The 21,681-nt window shown below is 65.3% G+C and carries 16 protein-coding genes and 4 tRNA genes; all 20 read right to left on the reverse strand.

Going from position 1 to position 21,681, the window contains the following annotated elements:
• Window positions 1-5: 5 nt before the first annotated feature.
• A complete protein-coding gene (gene rpsJ, locus OCJ37_RS16020; RefSeq protein ID WP_263113709.1) occupies window positions 6-341 on the reverse strand; it encodes a 30S ribosomal protein S10 in 336 nt (111 codons plus the stop codon).
• A gap of 482 nt (window positions 342-823) precedes the next feature.
• A complete protein-coding gene (gene tuf / locus OCJ37_RS16025) occupies window positions 824-2,014 on the reverse strand; it encodes an elongation factor Tu (RefSeq protein WP_263110706.1) in 1,191 nt (396 codons plus the stop codon).
• A gap of 90 nt (window positions 2,015-2,104) precedes the next feature.
• Window positions 2,105-4,207 carry an elongation factor G gene (fusA, locus tag OCJ37_RS16030; RefSeq protein WP_263110707.1) on the reverse strand — a complete coding sequence of 701 codons (2,103 nt, stop codon included), beginning with the start codon at window positions 4,205-4,207 and terminating at the stop codon, window positions 2,105-2,107.
• A 140-nt stretch (window positions 4,208-4,347) separates the two neighbouring features.
• Window positions 4,348-4,815: a 30S ribosomal protein S7 gene (gene rpsG, locus OCJ37_RS16035; protein WP_003469159.1), complete on the reverse strand. Its 468-nt coding sequence runs from the start codon at window positions 4,813-4,815 to the stop codon at window positions 4,348-4,350.
• A gap of 11 nt (window positions 4,816-4,826) precedes the next feature.
• Window positions 4,827-5,201, reverse strand: a complete 375-nt coding sequence (rpsL, locus tag OCJ37_RS16040) for a 30S ribosomal protein S12 (RefSeq protein WP_003469157.1) — start codon at window positions 5,199-5,201, stop codon at window positions 4,827-4,829.
• A gap of 222 nt (window positions 5,202-5,423) precedes the next feature.
• A complete protein-coding gene (rpoC, locus tag OCJ37_RS16045; RefSeq protein WP_263110708.1) occupies window positions 5,424-9,641 on the reverse strand; it encodes a DNA-directed RNA polymerase subunit beta' in 4,218 nt (1,405 codons plus the stop codon).
• Window positions 9,642-9,730: 89 nt separating this feature from the next.
• Entirely contained in the window at window positions 9,731-13,882 is a 4,152-nt protein-coding gene (rpoB, locus tag OCJ37_RS16050; RefSeq protein ID WP_263110709.1) for a DNA-directed RNA polymerase subunit beta, read from the reverse strand.
• A 301-nt stretch (window positions 13,883-14,183) separates the two neighbouring features.
• A complete protein-coding gene (gene rplL / locus OCJ37_RS16055) occupies window positions 14,184-14,555 on the reverse strand; it encodes a 50S ribosomal protein L7/L12 (protein WP_263110710.1) in 372 nt (123 codons plus the stop codon).
• Window positions 14,556-14,619: 64 nt separating this feature from the next.
• Window positions 14,620-15,156 (reverse strand): 50S ribosomal protein L10, encoded by a 537-nt coding sequence (gene rplJ / locus OCJ37_RS16060; protein WP_263110711.1) that lies wholly within the window; start codon window positions 15,154-15,156, stop codon window positions 14,620-14,622.
• Between the two features lie 485 nt (window positions 15,157-15,641).
• The gene (gene rplA / locus OCJ37_RS16065) at window positions 15,642-16,340 is read right to left on the reverse strand and encodes a 50S ribosomal protein L1 (protein WP_046979764.1); all 699 of its coding nucleotides are present in this window, start codon (window positions 16,338-16,340) and stop codon (window positions 15,642-15,644) included.
• A 3-nt stretch (window positions 16,341-16,343) separates the two neighbouring features.
• On the reverse strand, window positions 16,344-16,772 hold the full coding sequence (rplK, locus tag OCJ37_RS16070; RefSeq protein WP_145699993.1) for a 50S ribosomal protein L11: 429 nt from the start codon (window positions 16,770-16,772) through the stop codon (window positions 16,344-16,346).
• 199 nt (window positions 16,773-16,971) lie between these two features.
• On the reverse strand, window positions 16,972-17,529 hold the full coding sequence (nusG, locus tag OCJ37_RS16075; RefSeq protein ID WP_145699991.1) for a transcription termination/antitermination protein NusG: 558 nt from the start codon (window positions 17,527-17,529) through the stop codon (window positions 16,972-16,974).
• 13 nt (window positions 17,530-17,542) lie between these two features.
• Window positions 17,543-17,956, reverse strand: coding sequence for a preprotein translocase subunit SecE (gene secE / locus OCJ37_RS16080; RefSeq protein ID WP_263110712.1), 414 nt, complete (start codon window positions 17,954-17,956; stop codon window positions 17,543-17,545).
• A gap of 50 nt (window positions 17,957-18,006) precedes the next feature.
• Window positions 18,007-18,082 (reverse strand) — tRNA-Trp (locus OCJ37_RS16085).
• A 134-nt stretch (window positions 18,083-18,216) separates the two neighbouring features.
• Window positions 18,217-19,407, reverse strand: coding sequence for an elongation factor Tu (tuf, locus tag OCJ37_RS16090; protein WP_263110706.1), 1,191 nt, complete (start codon window positions 19,405-19,407; stop codon window positions 18,217-18,219).
• A gap of 44 nt (window positions 19,408-19,451) precedes the next feature.
• Window positions 19,452-19,527 (reverse strand) — tRNA-Thr (locus OCJ37_RS16095).
• Between the two features lie 30 nt (window positions 19,528-19,557).
• Window positions 19,558-19,631, reverse strand: a tRNA-Gly gene (locus OCJ37_RS16100).
• A gap of 32 nt (window positions 19,632-19,663) precedes the next feature.
• Window positions 19,664-19,749, reverse strand: a tRNA-Tyr gene (locus OCJ37_RS16105).
• Window positions 19,750-19,915: 166 nt separating this feature from the next.
• The gene (gene ychF, locus OCJ37_RS16110; RefSeq protein ID WP_263110713.1) at window positions 19,916-21,007 is read right to left on the reverse strand and encodes a redox-regulated ATPase YchF; all 1,092 of its coding nucleotides are present in this window, start codon (window positions 21,005-21,007) and stop codon (window positions 19,916-19,918) included.
• A gap of 74 nt (window positions 21,008-21,081) precedes the next feature.
• Window positions 21,082-21,666, reverse strand: a complete 585-nt coding sequence (pth, locus tag OCJ37_RS16115) for an aminoacyl-tRNA hydrolase (protein WP_263110714.1) — start codon at window positions 21,664-21,666, stop codon at window positions 21,082-21,084.
• Between the last annotated feature and the right edge of the window lie 15 nt (window positions 21,667-21,681).

Raw genomic sequence — 21,681 nt, forward strand, 5'->3', positions numbered from 1 at the left:
AGTCCTCAGGTCAACTTGATCTGGACATCGACGCCCGCCGCGAGCTCGAGCTTCATCAGCGCGTCCACGGTCTTGTCGTTAGGGCCGATGATGTCGAGCACGCGCTTGTGCGTGCGGGTCTCGTACTGGTCGCGCGCGTCCTTGTCGACGTGCGGGGAAACCAGGATGGTGTAGCGCTCGATCTTGGTCGGCAGCGGGATCGGGCCGCGCACCTGCGCGCCGGTCCGCTTGGCCGTCTCGACGATCTCGCTGGCCGAACGGTCGATCAGACGATGATCGAACGCCTTGAGCCGAATCCGGATCTTCTGATCCGCTTTCTGAGCGGTCTTTTGCTCCGCCATGGCGGTGGGTTCCTTCGTTAAAAGAGCGACGGGCAAGGCCTCTGGGATACCTGCCCCGATTGTTTCCTGAAGTGTGATGCCGCCGAGCGTCCTGCTGGCGAGGGCCATTCCTCCGCCCAAAAACTGAGGCAGACCAGTCACCCGGCCTGCCCAGACGGAAAAGTATAATGCGCAGCTACAGCACCGTCAACAGCGCGAGGCCGTTGAGTGCTCCATGCAGCGCGACCTTCCCGGTCTGGCGAACACGAGGGGCGTCCTGCCTCTCTTTTCGCGGTATATCCGGCGCCCTACCCAGGAACGCCGAGCCGCGCATTATAGCGGCCGTTTCACCCGCCCGCAACAACTTCCAGCAACAAATTGCATGCGCACCGTCGCTGGAAACGACGAAGGCCGGCAGATGCCGACCCTTCGTCTGGACCAGCGGCCGAGCCGTGGTCACCGCAGGGCGGACGGCCGATAAAGGCCGCCACCCATGGCGGGCATTACTTGATGATCTTGGCCACCACGCCGGCGCCGACGGTACGGCCGCCTTCGCGGATCGCGAAACGCAGGCCTTCGTCCATCGCCACCGGGTTGATCAGCGTGACCACCATCTTCACGTTGTCGCCCGGCATCACCATCTCCACGCCTTCCGGCAGCTGGCACGCGCCAGTGATGTCGGTGGTGCGGAAGTAGAACTGCGGACGGTAGCCCTTGAAGAACGGCGTGTGGCGGCCGCCCTCGTCCTTCGACAGCACGTACACCTCGGCTTCGAACTCGGTGTGCGGCTTGATCGAACCCGGCTTGCACAGCACCTGGCCGCGCTCCACGTCGTCACGCTTGGTGCCGCGCAGCAGCAGACCGGCGTTGTCGCCCGCCTGGCCCTGGTCCAGCAGCTTGCGGAACATTTCCACGCCGGTCACCGTGGTCTTCTGCGTGGCGCGGATGCCGACGATTTCAATTTCGTCGCCCACCTTGATCACGCCGCGCTCGATACGGCCGGTCACCACGGTGCCGCGGCCCGAAATCGAGAACACGTCTTCCACCGGCATCAGGAACGGCTTGTCCACGTCGCGCTGCGGCTCCGGGATGAACGAATCCAGCGCCTCGACCAGCTTCAGGATCGACGGCACGCCGATCTCGCTCTGGTCGCCTTCCAGCGCCAGACGCGCCGAACCGTGGATGATCGGGGTGTCGTCGCCCGGGAAGTCGTACTTGCTCAGCAGCTCGCGCACTTCCATCTCGACCAGCTCGAGCAGCTCGGCGTCGTCGACCATGTCGGCCTTGTTCAGGAACACCACGATGTGCGGCACGCCGACCTGGCGCGACAGCAGGATGTGCTCGCGGGTCTGCGGCATCGGGCCGTCGGCGGCCGAGCACACCAGGATCGCGCCGTCCATCTGCGCCGCACCGGTGATCATGTTCTTCACGTAGTCCGCGTGGCCCGGGCAATCGACGTGCGCGTAGTGGCGCGTCGGCGATTCGTATTCCACGTGCGCGGTCGAGATCGTGATGCCGCGCGCCTTCTCTTCCGGCGCCGCATCGATCGCGTCGTACGCCTTGAACTCGCCGCCGAAGCGCTCTGCGCCGATCTTGGTCAGCGCCGCGGTCAGCGTGGTCTTGCCGTGGTCGACGTGACCGATGGTGCCGACGTTGACGTGCGGCTTGGTGCGCTCGAACTTACCCTTTGCCATGGTGTGTTTACCTTGTAATTCGTAATTGGGGGACAAGGGACCGGGATGCGGGACTGGCCATGCCACGTCCCGAATCCCGTCTCGCTAATCTCAGCTCTTCTTGATGACCGACTCGGCGATGTTGGCCGGCGCTTCCGCGTAGTGGTCGAACTCCATCGAGAACGTGGCGCGACCCTGCGACATCGAGCGCAGCGTGGTGGCGTAGCCGAACATCTCGCCCAGCGGCACCATCGCGTTGATCACCTTGCCGGACGGACTGTCGTCCTGGCCCTGCAGGATGCCGCGACGGCGGCTGACGTCGCCCATCACGTCGCCCAGGTAGTCTTCCGGGGTCACGACCTCGACCTTCATGATCGGCTCCAGCAGCACCGGGTTGGCCTTGTTGAAGCCTTCCTTGAAGCCCATCGAGCCGGCAATCTTGAACGCCATTTCCGAAGAGTCGACGTCGTGGTACGAACCGTCGATCAGGCGCACCTTGACGTCCACGATCGGGTAGCCGGCCATCACGCCGTTGGCTACCGCTTCCTGGATGCCCTTGTCCACCGCCGGGATGTATTCCTTCGGCACCACGCCGCCGACGATCGCGTTCTCGAAGGTGTAGCCCAGGCCGCGTTCCTGCGGCTCGATCTCGAGCACGACATGGCCGTACTGGCCCTTACCGCCGGACTGGCGCACGAACTTGCCTTCCTGCTTGACCGCCTTGCGGATGGTCTCGCGGTAGGCCACCTGCGGCTTGCCGACGTTGGCTTCGACGTTGAACTCGCGCTTCATGCGGTCGACCATGATTTCCAGGTGCAACTCGCCCATGCCGCGGATGATGGTCTGGCCGGATTCTTCGTCGGTGTTGACGCGGAACGAGGGATCTTCCTGGGCCAGACGGCTCAGCGCGATGCCCATCTTTTCCTGGTCCGACTTGGTCTTCGGCTCCACCGCCATCGAGATCACCGGCTCCGGGAACACCATGCGCTCCAGGATGATGATGTGGTCCTGCGCGCACAGCGTGTCGCCGGTGGTGACGTCCTTCAGGCCCACCGCCGCGGCGATGTCGCCCGCGCGCACTTCCTTGATCTCTTCGCGGTTGTTGGAGTGCATCTGCAGGATGCGGCCCACGCGCTCCTTCTTCGACTTGACCGGGTTGTACACCTGGTCGCCGGAGTTCAGCGTGCCGGAGTAGACGCGGAAGAAGGTCAGCGAACCCACGAACGGGTCGGTCATGATCTTGAACGCCAGCGCCGAGAACGGCGCGGTGTCGGTGGCCGGACGGCTGTCTTCCTTGTCGTCCTCGTCGATGCCCTTGACCGGCGGACGGTCGTTGGGCGACGGCAGCAGCTGGATCACGCCGTCGAGCATCGCCTGCACGCCCTTGTTCTTGAACGCGGTACCGCAGTACACCGGCACCACTTCCACCTTCAGGGTGCGCTCGCGCAGGCCGCTCAGGATCTCGGCCTCGGACAGGTCGCCCTCGTTGAGGTACTTGTCCATCAGCTCTTCGTTGGCTTCGGCCGCGGCCTCGACCATGAACGCACGCGCCGCGGTGGCCTTGTCGGCCAGGTTCGCGGGGATGTCGCGGTATTCGAACACGGTGCCCTGCGAGGCGGTATCCCAGTGGATCGCCTTCATCTTGATCAGGTCGACCACGCCCTCGAAGCCGTCCTCGGCGCCGATCGGCACCTGCATCGGCACCTGCATCGGCACCGGGTAGGCACCCAGGCGCGACTTCAGCTGCTCGACGACCTTGTCGAAGTTGGCGCCGGTGCGGTCCATCTTGTTGACGAACGCAAGACGCGGCACCGCGTACTTGTTGGCCTGGCGCCACACGGTCTCGGACTGCGGCTGCACGCCGCCGACCGCGCACAGCACGAACACCGCGCCGTCGAGCACGCGCAGCGAACGCTCGACTTCGATGGTGAAGTCGACGTGCCCGGGGGTGTCGATGATGTTGAAGCGGTGCTGCGGCAGCGACTTGTCCATGCCGCTCCAGAACGCGGTGGTCGCGGCGGAGGTGATGGTGATGCCACGCTCCTGCTCCTGCTCCATCCAGTCCATCGTCGCGGCACCGTCATGCACCTCGCCGATCTTGTGGCTGACGCCGGTGTAGAACAGGATGCGTTCGGAGGTGGTGGTCTTGCCGGCATCGATGTGGGCCATGATGCCGAAGTTGCGGTAACGCTCGATGGGAGTGTTGCGGGCCACAGGGAGCCTCTCAGAATTCTTGGATTGCGGATGGCCGAACGCCGCCTTGCGGCGGCCTTCGGATTTGTGCGGCGCTCGACGGCGCAGCTAGCAGCACGTATAGATAGTGCTGACGGGCCCTGTTTCCAAGGCCCGGAAGGTCACCAGCGGTAATGCGCGAACGCCTTGTTCGCTTCCGCCATGCGGTGGGTTTCTTCACGCTTCTTGATGGCGCCACCACGGTTTTCCGAGGCGTCGACCAGCTCGGCCGCGAGCTTGCGCGGCATCGAGTTCTCGCCGCGCTTGCGCGCCGAGTCGATCAGCCAGCGCATGGCCAGCGCCATGCGACGGGAGGAACGCACCTCGACCGGCACCTGGTACGTGGCACCGCCGACGCGGCGCGACTTGACCTCGACCGCCGGAGCGACGTTGTCCAGCGCCTTCTGCACCAGCTCGACCGCATTCGGGTTTTTCTCGCCGATGACGTCCATCGCGCCGTAGACGATCTTTTCGGCGACCGACTTCTTGCCGCTCAGCATCACCATGTTGATGAAACGGGCGATGGTTTCGCTGCCGTGCTTGGGATCCGGCAGGACGGTGCGCTGCGGAGTAGAACCTTTACGAGACATTGTGCTTTCCCTTAGCTCTTCGGACGCTTGGCGCCGTACTTGGAACGACCCTGGCGACGCTTGGCGACGCCGGCGGCATCGAGCGAACCGCGCACGGTGTGGTAGCGCACGCCCGGCAGATCCTTGACGCGGCCGCCGCGGATCAGGACCACGGAGTGCTCCTGCAGGTTGTGGCCTTCGCCGCCGATGTAGCTGATGACCTCTTCCTGGTTGGTCAGGCGCACCTTGGCGACCTTACGCAGGGCCGAGTTCGGCTTCTTCGGGGTGGTGGTGTACACGCGCGTGCAGACGCCACGGCGCTGCGGGCACTTGTCAAGCGCCGGGGAGGCGCTCTTGTAGGTGGTCGCCTGCCGCGGCTTGCGGACCAGCTGGTTGATCGTCGCCATCAGTGGATTCTTCTGATTGAGGCCGTGGGGCCTGGATGCGTGAAAACGAAGGCAGGCCGAAGGACGGCCTGCCGAGACAGGAAAGTATAGCGGGCAAGTAAAAGCTCCGTCAACTCAACGGAAACTTAACTTGCTGGCCCCTCCTGGGCCCGGAACACGGGGCGCTTCCGCTGCGCCCCCTTTCACCTGGAAGACCGGCCCCGCGCGCGGGGCCGATCCGGCTCACTCTTCGCTGCTGGCCGCCGCCGGCGCCGGGGTTTCGACCGCCGGCTCGGCGCTGCCGCCGGACAGGGTCTGCATTTCCGACTCGGTCAGGCCGCTGGCGTTGCGACGGCGCAGGCTGTGGTAGGCCAGGCCCGTGCCGGCCGGGATCAGGCGGCCGACGATCACGTTCTCCTTCAGGCCGCGCAGCGTGTCGCTGGTGCCGCGGACCGCCGCCTCGGTGAGGACGCGGGTGGTCTCCTGGAACGAGGCCGCCGAGATGAACGACTCGGTGGCCAGCGAGGCCTTGGTGATGCCCAGCAGCACCGGGTCGTACTTGGCCGGCAGCTCGTTGCGCGTGAGCAGGCGGGCATTCTCCTCGATGACGCGCTGGCGCTCGGCCTGCTCGCCGTTGAGGAACTTGCTGTTGCCCTGGTCGGTGATCTCGACCTTGCGCAGCATCTGCCGGGTGATGACCTCGATGTGCTTGTCGTTGATCTTCACGCCCTGCAGCCGGTACACGTCCTGGATTTCCTTGACCAGGTACGCGGCCAGCGGCTCCACGCCGAGCAGGCGCAGGATGTCCTGCGGGCTCGGCTCGCCGTCGACCACGGTCTCGCCCTTGGCCACGTGCTCGCCTTCGAACACGATGATCTGGCGGTACTTCGGGATCAGCTCTTCGTGTTCCGAACCATCGGTGTCCTTGATGATCAGGCGCTGCTTGCCCTTGGTGTCCTTGCCGAAGCTGATGATGCCCGAGCGCTCGGCCAGGATCGCCGGATCCTTCGGCTTGCGCGCCTCGAACAGGTCGGCCACGCGCGGCAGACCACCGGTGATGTCGCGGGTCTTGGACGCTTCCTGCGGGATCTTGGCGACCACGTCGCCCACGCCCACCGCCGCGCCGTCCTGCAGGTTGACGATCGAGCGCGGCGGCAGCAGGTACTGCGCCGGCAGATCGGTGCCCGGGATGGTCAGGTCGTTGCCCTTGGCGTCGACGATGCGCACGATCGGGCGCAGGTCCTTGGCCTGGGTGCCGCGGCGCTTCGGATCGGTGATCTCGCGCGAGGCCAGGCCGGTCAGGTCGTCGGTCTTCTCGATGACGGTGACGCCGTCGATGAAGTCGATGAAGCGGATGAAACCGGCCACTTCCGACACGATCGGGTGGTTATGCGGATCCCAGTTGGCGACCGACTGGCCGGCCTTGACCGCGTCACCGTCCTTGGCGGTGATCGTGGCGCCGTAGGCCAGCTTGTAGCGCTCGCGCTCGCGGCCATGGCCGTCGAGCACCGACAGCTCGCCCGAACGCGACACCGCCACCAGCGAACCGTTGGCGTGCTCGACCGACTTGAGGTTGTTGAACTTGATCGAACCGGTGGTCTTGACCGTGATGTTGTCCACCGCCGCCGCACGCGACGCCGCGCCGCCGATGTGGAACGTACGCATGGTCAGCTGGGTACCCGGCTCGCCGATCGACTGCGCGGCGATGACGCCGACCGCTTCGCCGATGTTGACCAGGTGGCCGCGCGCCAGGTCGCGGCCGTAGCAGCGCGCGCACACGCCGAACGAGGATTCGCAGGTGATCGTGGAGCGCACCTTCAGCGTCTGCACGCCGGCCTCTTCCAGCTTGGCCACCCACTGCTCGTCGAGCAGCGTGTTGCGGGTGACGATCGGATCCTCGTCGTTGCCCGGCAGGAACACGTCCTCGGCCACCACGCGGCCGAGCACGCGGTCGCGCAACGGCTCGACCACGTCGCCGCCTTCCACGATCGGGGTCATGGTCAGGCCTTCGGTGGTGCCGCAATCGGGTTCGGTGATCACCACGTCCTGCGCCACGTCGACCAGGCGCCGGGTCAGGTAACCCGAGTTCGCGGTCTTCAGCGCGGTATCGGCCAGGCCCTTGCGCGCGCCGTGGGTGGAGTTGAAGTACTCCTGCACGTTCAGGCCTTCGCGGAAGTTCGCCTTGATCGGGGTCTCGATGATCGAGCCGTCCGGACGCGCCATCAGGCCGCGCATGCCGGCCAGCTGACGGATCTGCGCCTGGCTACCACGCGCGCCGGAGTCGGCCATGATGTACAGCGAGTTCATCGACTTCTGGTCGATGGTCTCGCCCTTGGCGTTGACCACCTTCTCGGTGCCGATGGTGTCCATCATCGCCTTGGCGATGCGCTCGTTGGTGCGCGACCAGATGTCCACGACCTTGTTGTAGCGCTCGCCGGCGGTGACCAGGCCCGACTGGTACTGCTCCTGGATCTCCAGCACTTCCTGCTCGGCTTCGCCGAGGATGCCCTTCTTCTCCGACGGGATCAGCATGTCGTCGATGCCGATCGACACGCCGGCGCGCGTGGCGTACGCGAAGCCGGTGTACATCAGCTTGTCGGCGAACACGACGCTGTCCTTCAGGCCCAGCTGGCGGTAGCTGGAGTTGATCAGGCGGCTGATGTTCTTCTTGGTCAGCTCGGTGTTGGCCAGCGCGAACGGCAGGCCTTCCGGCAGGATTTCGGCCAGCAGCGCGCGCCCGATCGTGGTGTCCACGATCGAGGTCTTCTTGCTGCGGTTGCCGTCCTCGTCGATCACCGTCTCGGTGATGCGGACCTTGACCTTGGCGTGCAGTTCGACCGCACGGTTGTCGTAGGCGCGCTTCACTTCGGCGATGTTGGCGAACACCATGCCCTCGCCCTTCTTGTTCTCCAGGGCGCGGCTCATGTAGTACAGGCCCAGCACCACGTCCTGCGACGGCACGATGATCGGCTCGCCGTTGGCCGGCGACAGGATGTTGTTGGTGGACATCATCAGCGCGCGCGCTTCCAGCTGCGCTTCCAGCGACAGCGGCACGTGCACGGCCATCTGGTCGCCGTCGAAGTCGGCGTTGAACGCGGTGCAGACCAGCGGATGCAGCTGGATCGCCTTGCCTTCGATCAGCACCGGCTCGAACGCCTGGATGCCCAGGCGGTGCAGGGTCGGCGCGCGGTTCAGCAGCACCGGGTGCTCGCGGATCACCTCTTCCAGGATGTCCCAGACTTCGGCTTCTTCGCGCTCGACCAGCTTCTTGGCGGCCTTGATGGTGGTGGCCAGGCCGCGACGCTGCAGCTTGGCGAACACGAACGGCTTGAACAGCTCCAGCGCCATCTTCTTCGGCAGGCCGCACTCGTGCAGGCGCAGGGTCGGACCGACCACGATGACCGAACGGCCGGAGTAGTCCACGCGCTTGCCGAGCAGGTTCTGGCGGAACCGGCCCTGCTTGCCCTTGATCATGTCGGCCAGCGACTTCAGCGGACGCTTGTTGGTGCCGGTGATGGCACGGCCGCGGCGGCCGTTGTCCAGCAGCGCATCCACCGACTCCTGCAGCATGCGCTTCTCGTTGCGCACGATGATGTCAGGCGCATTGAGCTCGAGCAGGCGGCGCAGGCGGTTGTTGCGGTTGATGACGCGGCGGTACAGGTCGTTCAGGTCGGAGGTCGCGAAGCGGCCGCCGTCCAGCGGCACCAGCGGACGCAGGTCCGGCGGCAGCACCGGCAGCACGGTCATCACCATCCACTCCGGGCGGTTGCCCGACTCGAGGAAGGCTTCGACCAGCTTGATGCGCTTGGTCAGGCGCTTGAGCTTGGTTTCCGAGCCGGTGCCGGCGATCTCCTCGCGCAGGCGGGTCATTTCCGACTGCAGGTCGATCGTGCGCAGCAGCTCGTACACGGCCTCGGCGCCCATCGCGGCGTCGAAGTCGTCGCCGTGCTCCTGGCGCGCGGTCAGGAACTGCTCTTCGGTCAGCAGCTGGCGGCGCTCCAGGGCGGTCAGGCCCGGCTCGGTCACCACGTAGGCTTCGAAGTACAGCACGCGCTCGATGTCGCGCAGGGTCATGTCCAGCATCAGGCCGATGCGCGACGGCAGCGACTTCAGGAACCAGATGTGCGCGACCGGCGAGGCCAGGTCGATGTGGCCCATGCGCTCGCGGCGCACCTTGGCCAGGGTCACCTCGGTGCCGCACTTCTCGCAGACCACGCCGCGGTGCTTCATGCGCTTGTACTTGCCGCACAGGCACTCGTAGTCCTTGATCGGGCCGAAGATGGCGGCGCAGAACAGGCCGTCGCGCTCGGGCTTGAAGGTACGGTAGTTGATGGTTTCCGGCTTCTTCACTTCGCCGAAGGACCACGAGCGGATCAGGTCCGGCGAGGCCAACGCGATCTTGATCGCGTCGAAGTCCAGCGTCTGGCGCTGCTGGTTGAAGAGGTTGAGCAGGTCTTTCATGGTGTTTCTCCGAAAGGAGGAATACGTGTCGATGGGCTGTCAGAGCGCTGCGGCGGCGCGGATGCCATGCGGCATCCGCGCCTGCGCGATCAGTCTTCCAGTTCCATGTTGATGGCCAGCGAGCGGATTTCCTTCACCAGGACGTTGAAGGATTCCGGCATGCCCGCGACCATCTCGTGCTCGCCGTCGACGATGTTCTTGTACATCTGGTTGCGGCCCTGCACGTCGTCGGACTTCACCGTCAGCATTTCCTGCAGGGTGTAGGCCGCGCCATAGGCTTCCAGCGCCCAGACTTCCATTTCGCCGAAGCGCTGGCCGCCGAACTGCGCCTTGCCGCCCAGCGGCTGCTGGGTGACGAGCGAGTACGGACCGGTGGAGCGCGCGTGCATCTTGTCGTCGACCAAGTGGTTCAGCTTCAGCATGTGCATGTAGCCGACCGTGGTGTGGCGGTCGAACGCCTCGCCGGTGCGGCCGTCGTACAGCTGGGTCTGGCCGCTGATCGGCAGGTCGGCGAGTTCGAGCATGTGCTTGATCTCCGCTTCGGTCGCACCGTCGAACACCGGGGTGGCCATCGGCACGCCGTCGGTCAGGTTCTTCGACAGCGCCAGCAGCTCGGCGTCGCTGAACTGATCCAGGTCCACGCGGTCCTCGCCCAGCTTCTGGTCGTGGTTGTAGATCTGGGTCAGGAACTTGCGCAGGTCGGCGACCTTGGCCTGGGCCTCGAGCATGTTCTGGATCTTGCGACCCAGGCCCTTGGCCGCCCAGCCCAGATGCACTTCCAGCACCTGGCCGATGTTCATGCGCGACGGCACGCCCAGCGGGTTCAGCACGATGTCCACGGTCTCGCCGTTGGCCATGTACGGCATGTCCTCGATCGGCTGGATCATCGACACGACACCCTTGTTGCCGTGGCGACCGGCCATCTTGTCGCCGGGCTGGATGCGGCGCTTCACCGCCAGGAACACCTTGACCATCTTCAGCACGCCCGGGGCGAGGTCGTCGCCGGCGGTGATCTTGCCGCGCTTGTCGGCGAAGCGGCGCTCGAATTCCTTCTCGTGCGCCTGGATCTGCTTCTGCGCGCGCTCGATCGCGTCCGACGGCTCCTCGTCCTTCATCCGCAGCGCAAACCAGTCGGACTTCTTCAGCCCGTCCAGGTACGCGTCGGTGATGGTGTCGCCCTTCTTCAGGTTCGGACCGCCGTTGGCGACCTTGCCGATCAGCTGGGTGCGCAGGCGCGCGTAGATCGCGCTTTCCAGGATGCGGAACTGGTCGTCGAAGTCCTTCTTGACCCGCTTGATCTCGTTTTCCTCGATCTGGCGGGCGCGCTTGTCCTTCTCGATGCCGTCGCGGGTGAACACCTGCACGTCGATGACGGTGCCGTCCATGCCCGGCGGCACGCGCAGCGAGCTGTCCTTCACGTCCGAGGCCTTCTCGCCGAAGATCGCGCGCAGCAGCTTCTCTTCCGGGGTCAGCTGGCTCTCGCCCTTCGGCGTGACCTTGCCGACCATGATGTCGCCGGCGCGCACTTCGGCGCCGATGTACACCACGCCCGACTCGTCCAGGCGGTTCAGCGCCTGCTCGGACACGTTCGGGATGTCGGCGGAGATTTCCTCCGGCCCCAGCTTGGTGTCGCGCGCCACGCAGGTCAGCTCTTCGATGTGGATCGTGGTGTAGCGATCCTCCTCCACCACGCGCTCGGAGAGCAGGATGGAGTCTTCGAAGTTGTAGCCGTTCCACGGCATGAACGCGATCAGCATGTTCTGGCCCAGGGCCAGCTCGCCGATGTCGGTCGAGGGACCGTCGGCCAGCACGTCGCCGCGCGCGATCACGTCGCCCACGTTGACCAGCGGACGCTGGTTGATGCAGGTGTTCTGGTTGGAGCGCGTGTACTTGATCAGGTTGTAGATGTCCACGCCGGCATCGGTGCCGCCGCCGATCTCTTCCTCGTTGACCTTGACCACGATGCGGCCGGCGTCGATCTGCTCGATCACGCCGCCACGCCGCGCGTTCACGGTCACGCCCGAGTCGCGCGCCACGGCGCGCTCGATGCCGGTGCCGACCAGCGGCTTCTGCGCACGCAGCGTCGGCACGGCCTGACGCTGCATGTTGGCGCCCATCAGCGCGCGGTTGGCGTCGTCGTGCTCCAGGAACGGCACCAGCGCCGCCGCGATGGACACGGTCTGCATCGGCGACACGTCCATGAAGTGCACTTCGGCCGGCGGCTTGAGCAGCGACTCACCCTGGTAGCGGCACGGCACGAACTGCTCGGTCAGGCGGCTCTTGGAATCGTGCAGCGCGTTGGCCTGCGCGATCACGTACTCGTTTTCCTCGATCGCCGACAGGTATTCGACGTCGTCGGTGATCTGGCCGTCCACGACCTTGCGGTACGGCGTCTCCAGGAAGCCGTACTGGTTGGTGCGGGCATACACCGCCAGCGAGTTGATCAGGCCGATGTTCGGGCCTTCCGGCGTCTCGATGGTGCAGACGCGGCCGTAGTGGGTCGGATGCACGTCGCGCACTTCGAAGCCGGCGCGCTCGCGGGTCAGGCCGCCCGGGCCCAGCGCGGAGACGCGGCGCTTGTGCGTCACTTCCGACAGCGGGTTGTTCTGGTCCATGAACTGCGACAGCTGCGAGGAGCCGAAGAACTCCTTGATCGCCGCGGCCACCGGCTTGGCGTTGATCAGCTCCTGCGGGGTCAGGCCTTCGGACTCGGCCATCGACAGGCGCTCCTTGACCGCGCGCTCGACGCGGACCAGGCCCACGCGGAACACGTTCTCGGCCATTTCGCCGACCGAACGCACGCGACGGTTGCCCAGGTGGTCGATGTCGTCGACCACGCCGCGGCCGTTGCGGATCTCGGTCAGGACCTTGATCACTTCCAGGATGTCGGAGCTGTCGCCGTGCTCGGCGACCAGGCGCTTGGACTCTTCGTCGTTGCGCTCGCCGAAGTACTTCTTGTCGTACAGCACCGACTCGCCGGTGACTTCCTTGCGGCCGACGCGGCGGTTGAACTTCATGCGGCCGACCGTGGACAGGTCGTAGCGCTCGAAGGTGAAGAACAGGTTGTGGAACAGGTTCTGCGCGGCATCCTTGGTCGGCGGCTCGCCGGGACGCATCATGCGGTAGATCTCGACCAGCGCCTCGAGCTGGGTCTTGGTCGGATCGATGCGCAGGGTGTTGGACAGGTACGGGCCGCGATCCAGGTCGTTGACCCACAGCGTGCCCACGGCGTCGACGCCGGCCTTGCGGAACGCGGTCAGCTGGTCTTCGCTGATCTCGTCGTTGGCGCTGGCCAGCAGTTCGCCGGTGGAGGCATCGACCACGTCGTGCGACAGGATGCGGCCGACCAGGTACTCGTCGGGCACGGCCAGCGCGGCGACGCCGGCGGCTTCCAGCTGCTTGACGTGGCGCGCGGTGATGCGCTTGCCGGCCTCGACGATGACCTTGTCGCCATCGGCCAGGTCGAAGTTCAGCGTCTCGCCGCGCAGGCGCTCGGGCACCAGCTCCAGCTGCACGCCTTCCTTGGGGTCGATGTGGAAGGTGTTGATCTCGAAGAACTCGGCCAGCATCTCTTCGTTCGAGTAGCCGAGCGCGCGCAGCAGGATCGACACCGGCAACTTGCGGCGGCGGTCGATACGGGTGAACAGCGCGTCCTTCGGGTCGAACTCGAAGTCCAGCCAGGAACCGCGGTACGGGATGATGCGGGCGCTGTACAGCAGCTTGCCCGAGCTGTGGGTCTTGCCGCGGTCGTGGTCGAAGAACACGCCCGGCGAACGGTGCAGCTGCGAGACGATGACGCGCTCGGTGCCGTTGACGATGAAGGTGCCGTTGTCGGTCATCAGCGGGATCTCGCCGAGATAGACCTCCTGCTCTTTCACGTACTTGATGGCCTTGGTCGACGACTCGCGGTCGTAGATCACCAGGCGCACGGTCACGCGCAGCGGGGCGCCGTAGCTCATGCCGCGCTGGCGGCATTCACGCTCGTCGAACACCGGGTCGCCCAACTTGTAGCCGACGTACTCCAGGGCCGCGTTGCCGCTGTAGCTGGAGATCGGGAACACCGATTTCAGGGCCGCGTGCAGGCCGTGGTCCGAACGCTTGTTCGGGTCGGTGTTCTCCTGCAGGAACTCGCGGTAGGAATCCACCTGGATCGCCAGCAGGAACGGCACTTCGAGGATCGAGCGCTGCTTGCCGAAATCCTTGCGGATACGCTTCTTTTCGGTGAACGAATAAGACGTCATGAGGTATCACCTTGGCTGTGCGGGCCGCGCGTCCGCGGCCCTGAGTGAACATAAATTGTCAGTTGGAAGTCGCTGGTATTGCCGGCACCAGCACGCCTTCTCCCGCTACTTCCAACTACCAACTCGGTGAGGCCGAGATTGGGGATTACGGGATTCGGGATGGGTCCGACGACCGCCACCGAATCTCCAATGCCGAATCCAATTCCGGCCCTTGCAGCGTTGCAACAACGGCCAAAGGCCGGGGACTTGCGTCCCCAGCCTTCGATGCATCACCTGACACGCTGGCGATGCAAGATGCCGATTACTTGACTTCGACGGTCGCGCCGGCGGCCTCGAGGTCCTTCTTGAACTTCTCGGAATCTTCCTTCGACACGGCTTCCTTGACGGTCTGCGGAGCACCTTCGACCAGGTCCTTCGCTTCCTTCAGGCCCAGGCCGGTGATGGCGCGGACGGCCTTGATGACCTCGACCTTCTTCTCGCCGGCGGCCTTCAGGATGACGTTGAACTCGGTCTGCTCTTCGACCGGGGCGGCGGCAGCGGCCGGGCCGGCAGCGGCGACCGGGGCGGCGGCGGAGACGCCAAACTTCTCTTCGATGGCCTTGACCAGCTCCATCACTTCCATGAGGGTCTTTTCGGCGATTGCGTCGACGATCTGTTCGTTAGACAGGGACATTGTGATTACCTTTGGAATTTTTTTCTGGATGAGGTTCTAGTGAACCGTTTCAGGTGTCGCGAACTTAAGCCGTTTCGGCCGGGGCTTCCGCTTCGGCGGGGGCAACATCGCCACCACCCTGCTTGTCGCCCACTGCCTTGACCGCGCGGGCGAACATGCTCGCCGGCTCGGCGAGGACACGTGCCAGCATGGCCAGCGCCTGCTCGCGGGTCGGCAGCGACGCCAACACCTCGAGGTGAGCGGCCGGATACAGCTGGCCACCCATCGACACGACCTTGGCCTGCAGCTTGTCGTTACCCTTGGCGAATTCCTTGATCAGACGACCGGCAGCGCCGGGTTCTTCCGTCGAGAACGCATACAGCAGCGGACCGACCAGCGCGTCCTGGACGCACTCGTATTCGGTACCGGCAACGGCACGCGAGGCCAGGGTGTTCTTGACAACACGCAAGTACACACCGGTTTCGCGCGCCTTCTTGCGCATCGCGGTCAGCTGGGCGACCGTGATGCCGGCGTACTCGGCAGCAACCAAGGAGTGGGCCTTCGCGGCAACGTCTGCCAGTTCGGCGACGACTTCTTGCTTCTGGGACAGATTGAGAGCCATTGCACTCCTCCGTTAAAGCAGGGAGTCGGATTGGTGATTCGGGATTCGTCAGGAGCGATACCGCCGCCCTTGCCGATCCCCCATCTCAAATCGCGAATCCTCGCTTCAAACATACTCCGCTTGCGGCTCCTGCCGCGTGCGGTCCTGGGCGGCCTCCATCCTGGATGCCGGGGACGCCGAGTGGCATCCCAGTTGGTGGCCGTTCCAGACCTGGAGTGAGCGCGCCCGGGAAACCCGGACCGGCTTGAACCAGAAAAACTCCAGAAAGGCGGCACCATCTACGCCGGCGCGCCCCCGAGGGGACGGATTAAGCGATCCCGCTGTACCGACGGCGACTCCTTGCCATATCGAGCTTCCGTGCCCGTCGTCGGTATGCGCCGACCGCGCCTGCGGTCTTTGACGGCTTCGCCTCGGGTTGCCCCTCGGCGACGCCTTCAAAAGGGTGGAACCGGCGGCGCCCTCGCGGAGCGCCGCCGTGTTGCGGATTACTTCAGGGACAGCGAAGCCTGATCGACGGTGACGCCCGGACCCATGGTCGAGCTCACCGAGATCTTCTGCAGGTAGGTGCCCTTCGAGGTCGCCGGCTTGGCCTTGACCAGGTCCAGCAGCAGCGCCTGCAGGTTGTTCTTCAGCGCGTCGTCTTCGAAGCTGGCCTTGCCGATGGTGCAGTGGATGATGCCGGCCTTGTCGGTGCGGTAGCGCACCTGGCCCGACTTGGCGTTCTTCACCGCTTCGGCCGGGTTGGCCGAGACGGTGCCGACCTTCGGGTTCGGCATCAGGCCGCGCGGGCCCAGCAGCGTACCCAGCTTGCCGACGACGCGCATCGCGTCCGGGGTGGCGATGACCACGTCGTAGTTCAGGTCGCCGGCCTGCATCTTCTCGGCCAGGTCGTCCATGCCGACGGCTTCGGCGCCAGCGGCCAGGGCCTCGTCAGCCTTGGCGCCGGCCGGGGCGAACACCGCCACGCGCACGCTCTTGCCGGTACCGGCCGGCAGCACGGTGGAACCGCGCACCTGCTGGTCGGACTTCTTGGCATCCACGCCCAGGCGCACGGCCACGTCGACGGCTTCGACGAACTTGGCCTTGCTGGTGGACTTGATGATCTTCAGCGCTTCGTCGATCGAATACGCCTTGCCCGGCTGCACGGCAGCACGGATCGCTTTCTGTCGCTTGGTCTGTGCCATCGCTTAACCCTCCACCGTCAGGCCCATGCTGCGGGCGGAACCCGCAATCGTACGTACCGCCGCTTCCAGCTCGGCTGCAGTCAGGTCGGCTTCCTTCGCCTTGGCGATCTCTTCGAGCTGCTTGCGGGTGACCTTGCCCACCTTTTCGGTGTTCGGGCGCTTGGAGCCGGAGGTGACGCCGGCGGCCTTCTTCAGCAGCACGCTGGCGGGGGTGCTCTTGGTGATGAAGGTGAAGGTACGGTCCGAATAGGCCGTGATGATGACCGGAGTGGGCAGGCCCGGCTCCAGCTTCTGCGTGGCGGCGTTGAACGCCTTGCAGAATTCCATGATGTTCAGGCCGCGCTGACCCAGCGCAGGACCGACCGGCGGCGAGGGGTTGGCCTGACCGGCCTTCACCTGCAGCTTGATGTAACCGACTACTTTCTTTGCCATTTTAGTGTCTCCGGGTGCTAGCGCCCAAACCGCAGGCTCCCCATCGCGACGGGAAAATCACGTGTCCCGCCATCACGTTTGAAGTGCGCAGAAAGCCGCCTTGCGGCGGCTTCCGGTCCTGCCAGGCGACCAGCCTGGACAGCGAGCCGCGCAGTATAGCAGAGATTTTGGCGCCCGGCGCAGCCGCGCCGGGGCGGGCTCAGGCCTTCTCGACCTGGCCGAATTCCAGCTCCACCGGGGTGGAACGGCCAAAGATCAGCACCGCCACGCGCAGGCGGCTCTTCTCGTAGTTGACTTCCTCGACCACGCCGTTGAAGTCGTTGAACGGGCCGTCGGTGACGCGGACCATCTGGCCCGGCTCGAACAGCACCTTCGGACGCGGCTTCTCCACGCCATCCTGAACGCGCTGCAGGATCGCATCGGCCTCTTCGTCGCGGATCGGCAGCGGACGGTCGGCGGTGCCGCCGATGAAGCCCATCACCTTCGGGGTTTCCTTGACCAGGTGCCAGCTTTCGTTGTCGATGCGCGGGATGCCGCCTTCCTCGTGGGTCTCGATCTGCACCAGCACGTAGCCCGGGAAGAACTTGCGCTCGGAACGGCGCTTCTGGCCGGAGCGCATCTCGATCACTTCCTCGGTCGGCACCAGCACGTCGCCGAAGCGCTCCTGCATCTCGTCACGCACAATGCGGTCGCGCAGCGCTTGGGCCACGGACTTCTCGAAGCCTGAATAGGCGTGAACGACATACCAACGCTTCACTGCTGCACTCTCCTCAACGACTCACGAACCACTGCATCAGCTTCTGGATCAGGAAATCGAACCCGCCCAGCAGCAGACTCAGAATGATCACCACCACGATCACGACCCAGGTGGTGCGGATCGCTTCCTGACGGGTCGGCCAGACCACCTTGCGCAGTTCGAACCGGGACTCGGAAATGAACTCGCGGGATTCGCGGCCCTTGGCGGTCAGCAGGAACACCGCCGCCGCCGCGACCAGGCCAACGATGACCGCCAGGCCACGCAGCGGACCGGACCAGGCGCCCAGTTGCGTCGCACGACTCGGCTCGCCGAACCAGAACCAGACAAACAGGCCGGCGACCACCAACAAGGCAGCGATGACGTACTTGACGATATCGCCACCGGAGGAAGCGGTGGTGCCCTTGGAATGTTCGATCTTGCTGTTCATCCGACTCTTGCGGCTATGCGACCAAGGTCACTGGATAGGGAGCGACAGAATGGCACGCCAGGAGGGACTCGAACCCCCAACCTGCGGTTTTGGAGACCGCTGCTCTGCCAATTGAGCTACTGGCGTGTAGTAAGAACGACTGCACTTCCCTTAGACGGCGAAGGCGGACCGAAGGTTCCGGCCCGCCCTTCGCTGAACCCGGCGGCCGCAGCCGCCTGCACATCGTCAAACTCCGGCGACCGAAGTCGCCGGAGCGGGCATTACTTGATGATCTTGGCCACCACGCCGGCGCCGACGGTGCGGCCGCCTTCGCGGATCGCGAAACGCAGGCCTTCGTCCATCGCCACCGGGTTGATCAGCGTGACCACCATCTTCACGTTGTCGCCCGGCATCACCATCTCCACGCCTTCCGGCAGCTGGCACGCGCCAGTGATGTCGGTGGTGCGGAAGTAGAACTGCGGACGGTAGCCCTTGAAGAACGGCGTGTGACGGCCGCCCTCGTCCTTCGACAGCACGTACACCTCGGCTTCGAACTCGGTGTGCGGCTTGATCGAACCCGGCTTGCACAGCACCTGGCCGCGCTCCACGTCGTCACGCTTGGTGCCGCGCAGCAGCAGACCGGCATTGTCGCCCGCCTGGCCCTGGTCCAGCAGCTTGCGGAACATTTCCACGCCGGTCACCGTGGTCTTCTGCGTGGCGCGGATGCCGACGATTTCGATTTCGTCGCCCACCTTGATCACGCCGCGCTCGATACGGCCGGTCACCACGGTGCCGCGGCCCGAAATCGAGAACACGTCTTCCACCGGCATCAGGAACGGCTTGTCCACGTCGCGCTGCGGCTCCGGGATGAACGAATCCAGCGCCTCGACCAGCTTCAGGATCGACGGCACGCCGATCTCGCTCTGGTCGCCTTCCAGCGCCAGACGCGCCGAACCGTGGATGATCGGGGTGTCGTCGCCCGGGAAGTCGTACTTGCTCAGCAGCTCGCGCACTTCCATCTCGACCAGCTCGAGCAGCTCGGCGTCGTCGACCATGTCGGCCTTGTTCAGGAACACCACGATGTGCGGCACGCCGACCTGGCGCGACAGCAGGATGTGCTCGCGGGTCTGCGGCATCGGGCCGTCGGCGGCCGAGCACACCAGGATCGCGCCGTCCATCTGCGCCGCACCGGTGATCATGTTCTTCACGTAGTCCGCGTGACCCGGGCAATCGACGTGCGCGTAGTGGCGCGTCGGCGATTCGTATTCCACGTGCGCGGTCGAGATCGTGATGCCGCGCGCCTTCTCTTCCGGCGCCGCGTCGATCGCGTCGTACGCCTTGAACTCGCCGCCGAAGCGCTCTGCGCCGATCTTGGTCAGCGCCGCGGTCAGCGTGGTCTTGCCGTGGTCGACGTGACCGATGGTGCCGACGTTGACGTGCGGCTTGGTGCGCTCGAACTTACCCTTGGCCATGGCTGCTTCTTCTCGGTGATCGTAGAAAGATTTGAGGCTGAATATGGTGCTCACGAAAGGAATCGAACCTTCGACCTCCTCCTTACCAAGGAGGTGCTCTACCGACTGAGCTACGTGAGCGTTGTTCTATTGTGACACAAGCGCGTTCAATGGAGCGGGAGACGGGAATCGAACCCGCACCATCAGCTTGGAAGGCTGAGGTTCTACCGTTGAACTACTCCCGCTACGGGATGCCGCACTGCCACAACAAAAAAACTGGTGGAGGGAGGTGGATTCGAACCACCGAAGGCGTAAGCCAGCAGATTTACAGTCTGCCCCCGTTGGCCGCTTGGGTATCCCTCCAACTACCCGTCCCGACCAGGCCGCTAGGCCGAAATCAGACCGGGGTGAAACAGCCCGCTATTCTTCCCTGACATCCCTGCCTTGTCAACAGTATTTTGACGCGGATGTCGCAGGAAAACGCCGATGCCCCGCACAGCGCCCGTCGCCGGGCGCAAGCGCGCGAGGCTCAGACGTTGAAGCGGAAATGCAGCACGTCGCCTTCCTGCACGCGGTATTCCTTGCCTTCCAGGCGCAGCCGCCCGGCCTCGCGCGCGCCGGCCTCGCCCTTGTACTTGATGAAGTCGTCGTAAGCGATGGTTTCGGCGCGGATGAAGCCCTTCTCGAAGTCGGTGTGGATCACCGCGGCGGCCTGCGGCGCGGTCGAGCCGGCCTTCACCGTCCATGCGCGCACTTCCTTCACCCCGGCGGTGAAGTAGGTCTGCAGCCCGAGCAGCGAATACGCGGCGCGGATCACCCGGTTCAGGCCCGGCTCGGCCAGACCCAGGTCGGCCAGGAAGGTGTCGCGATCGGCGTCGTCCAGCTGCGAGAGCTCTTCCTCAATCGCCGCCGACACCGGCACCACTTCGGCGCCTTCGCTGGCGGCGCGCGCGCGCACCGCGTCCAGGTGCGGGTTGTTCTCGAACCCGTCCTCGAGCACGTTGGCGATGTACATCACCGGCTTGAGCGTGAGCAGGAACAGGTCGCGCACCAGCGCCTTCTCCTCCTCGTCCAGGCCCGCCGCGCGCCCGGCCTTGCCGTCGGCCAGCGCGGCCTGCAGCTTGGCCAGCACCGGCTTGCGCGCGGCCGCGTCCTTGTCGCCGCCCTTGGCGCTGCGCTCGGCGCGGTTCAGCGCCTTCTCCACGCTGTCCAGGTCGGCCAGGGCCAGTTCGGTGTCGATGGTCTCGATATCCGAGATCGGGTCGACCTTGTTGTTGACGTGGATGATGTCGCCATGCTCGAAGCAGCGCACCACGTGGGTGATCGCGTCGACCTCGCGGATGTGCGCCAGGAACTTGTTGCCCAGACCTTCGCCGCTGGCCGCGCCGGCGACCAGGCCGGCGATGTCGACGAACTCCACCGCGGTCGGCACGACCTTCTGCGGATTGATGATCGCCGCCAGCTCGCCCAGCCGCGGATCCGGCACCGGCACCACGCCGACGTTCGGCTCGATGGTGCAGAACGGGAAATTGGCCGCAGCGATACCCGCCTTGGTCAGCGCATTGAACAGGGTCGACTTGCCGACGTTGGGCAGGCCGACGATGCCGCATTTGATGCCCATGGTTCACATCCGGGATTTGGGATTCGGGATTGGAGATTCGCGGTGCCGTGCGGCTGCGAATCCCCAATCCCCAATCACGAATCCCTGCTCGTATGCAGCCGCTTCATCGCCTCGTTGAAATCGCCCTGCACCGCCAGCGGCAGCACCGCGATGGCCTCGTCGATGGCGCGGTCGATCAGGATCTGGTCGTCCTTGCCGGCACGGCCCAGCACCCAGGGGACGACCTTGTCCTTGTGGCCGGGATGGCCGATGCCGATGCGCAGCCGGTGGAAGCCGGCATGCCCGAGCAGGCGAATGGTGTCGCGCAAGCCGTTCTGCCCGCCGTGGCCGCCGTCGAACTTGAGCCGCGCCGTGCCCGGCGCCAGGTCCAGCTCGTCGTGCGCCAGCAGCGCCTGCGCCGGTTCGATCTTCCAGTAGCGCAACGCGGCGGTGACCGACTTGCCGCTGAGATTCATGAAGGTGGCCGGCTTCAGCAGCCACACCGCCTGCCCGGCCACGTCGACCTTGGCGGTCTCGCCGAACAGCTTGGCGTCCACGCTCCAGCGCGCGCCGGCCCGCTCGGCCAGGTGTTCGACAAAACGAAACCCGGCGTTGTGCCGGGTGTTCGCGTGTTCGGCTCCGGGATTGCCCAGACCGACGATCAGACGCAGACCAGTCATGCCGCAGCATCGCCG

Source organism: Xanthomonas sp. AM6 (genome assembly GCF_025665335.1).
Classification (GTDB): Bacteria; Pseudomonadota; Gammaproteobacteria; order Xanthomonadales; family Xanthomonadaceae; genus Xanthomonas_A.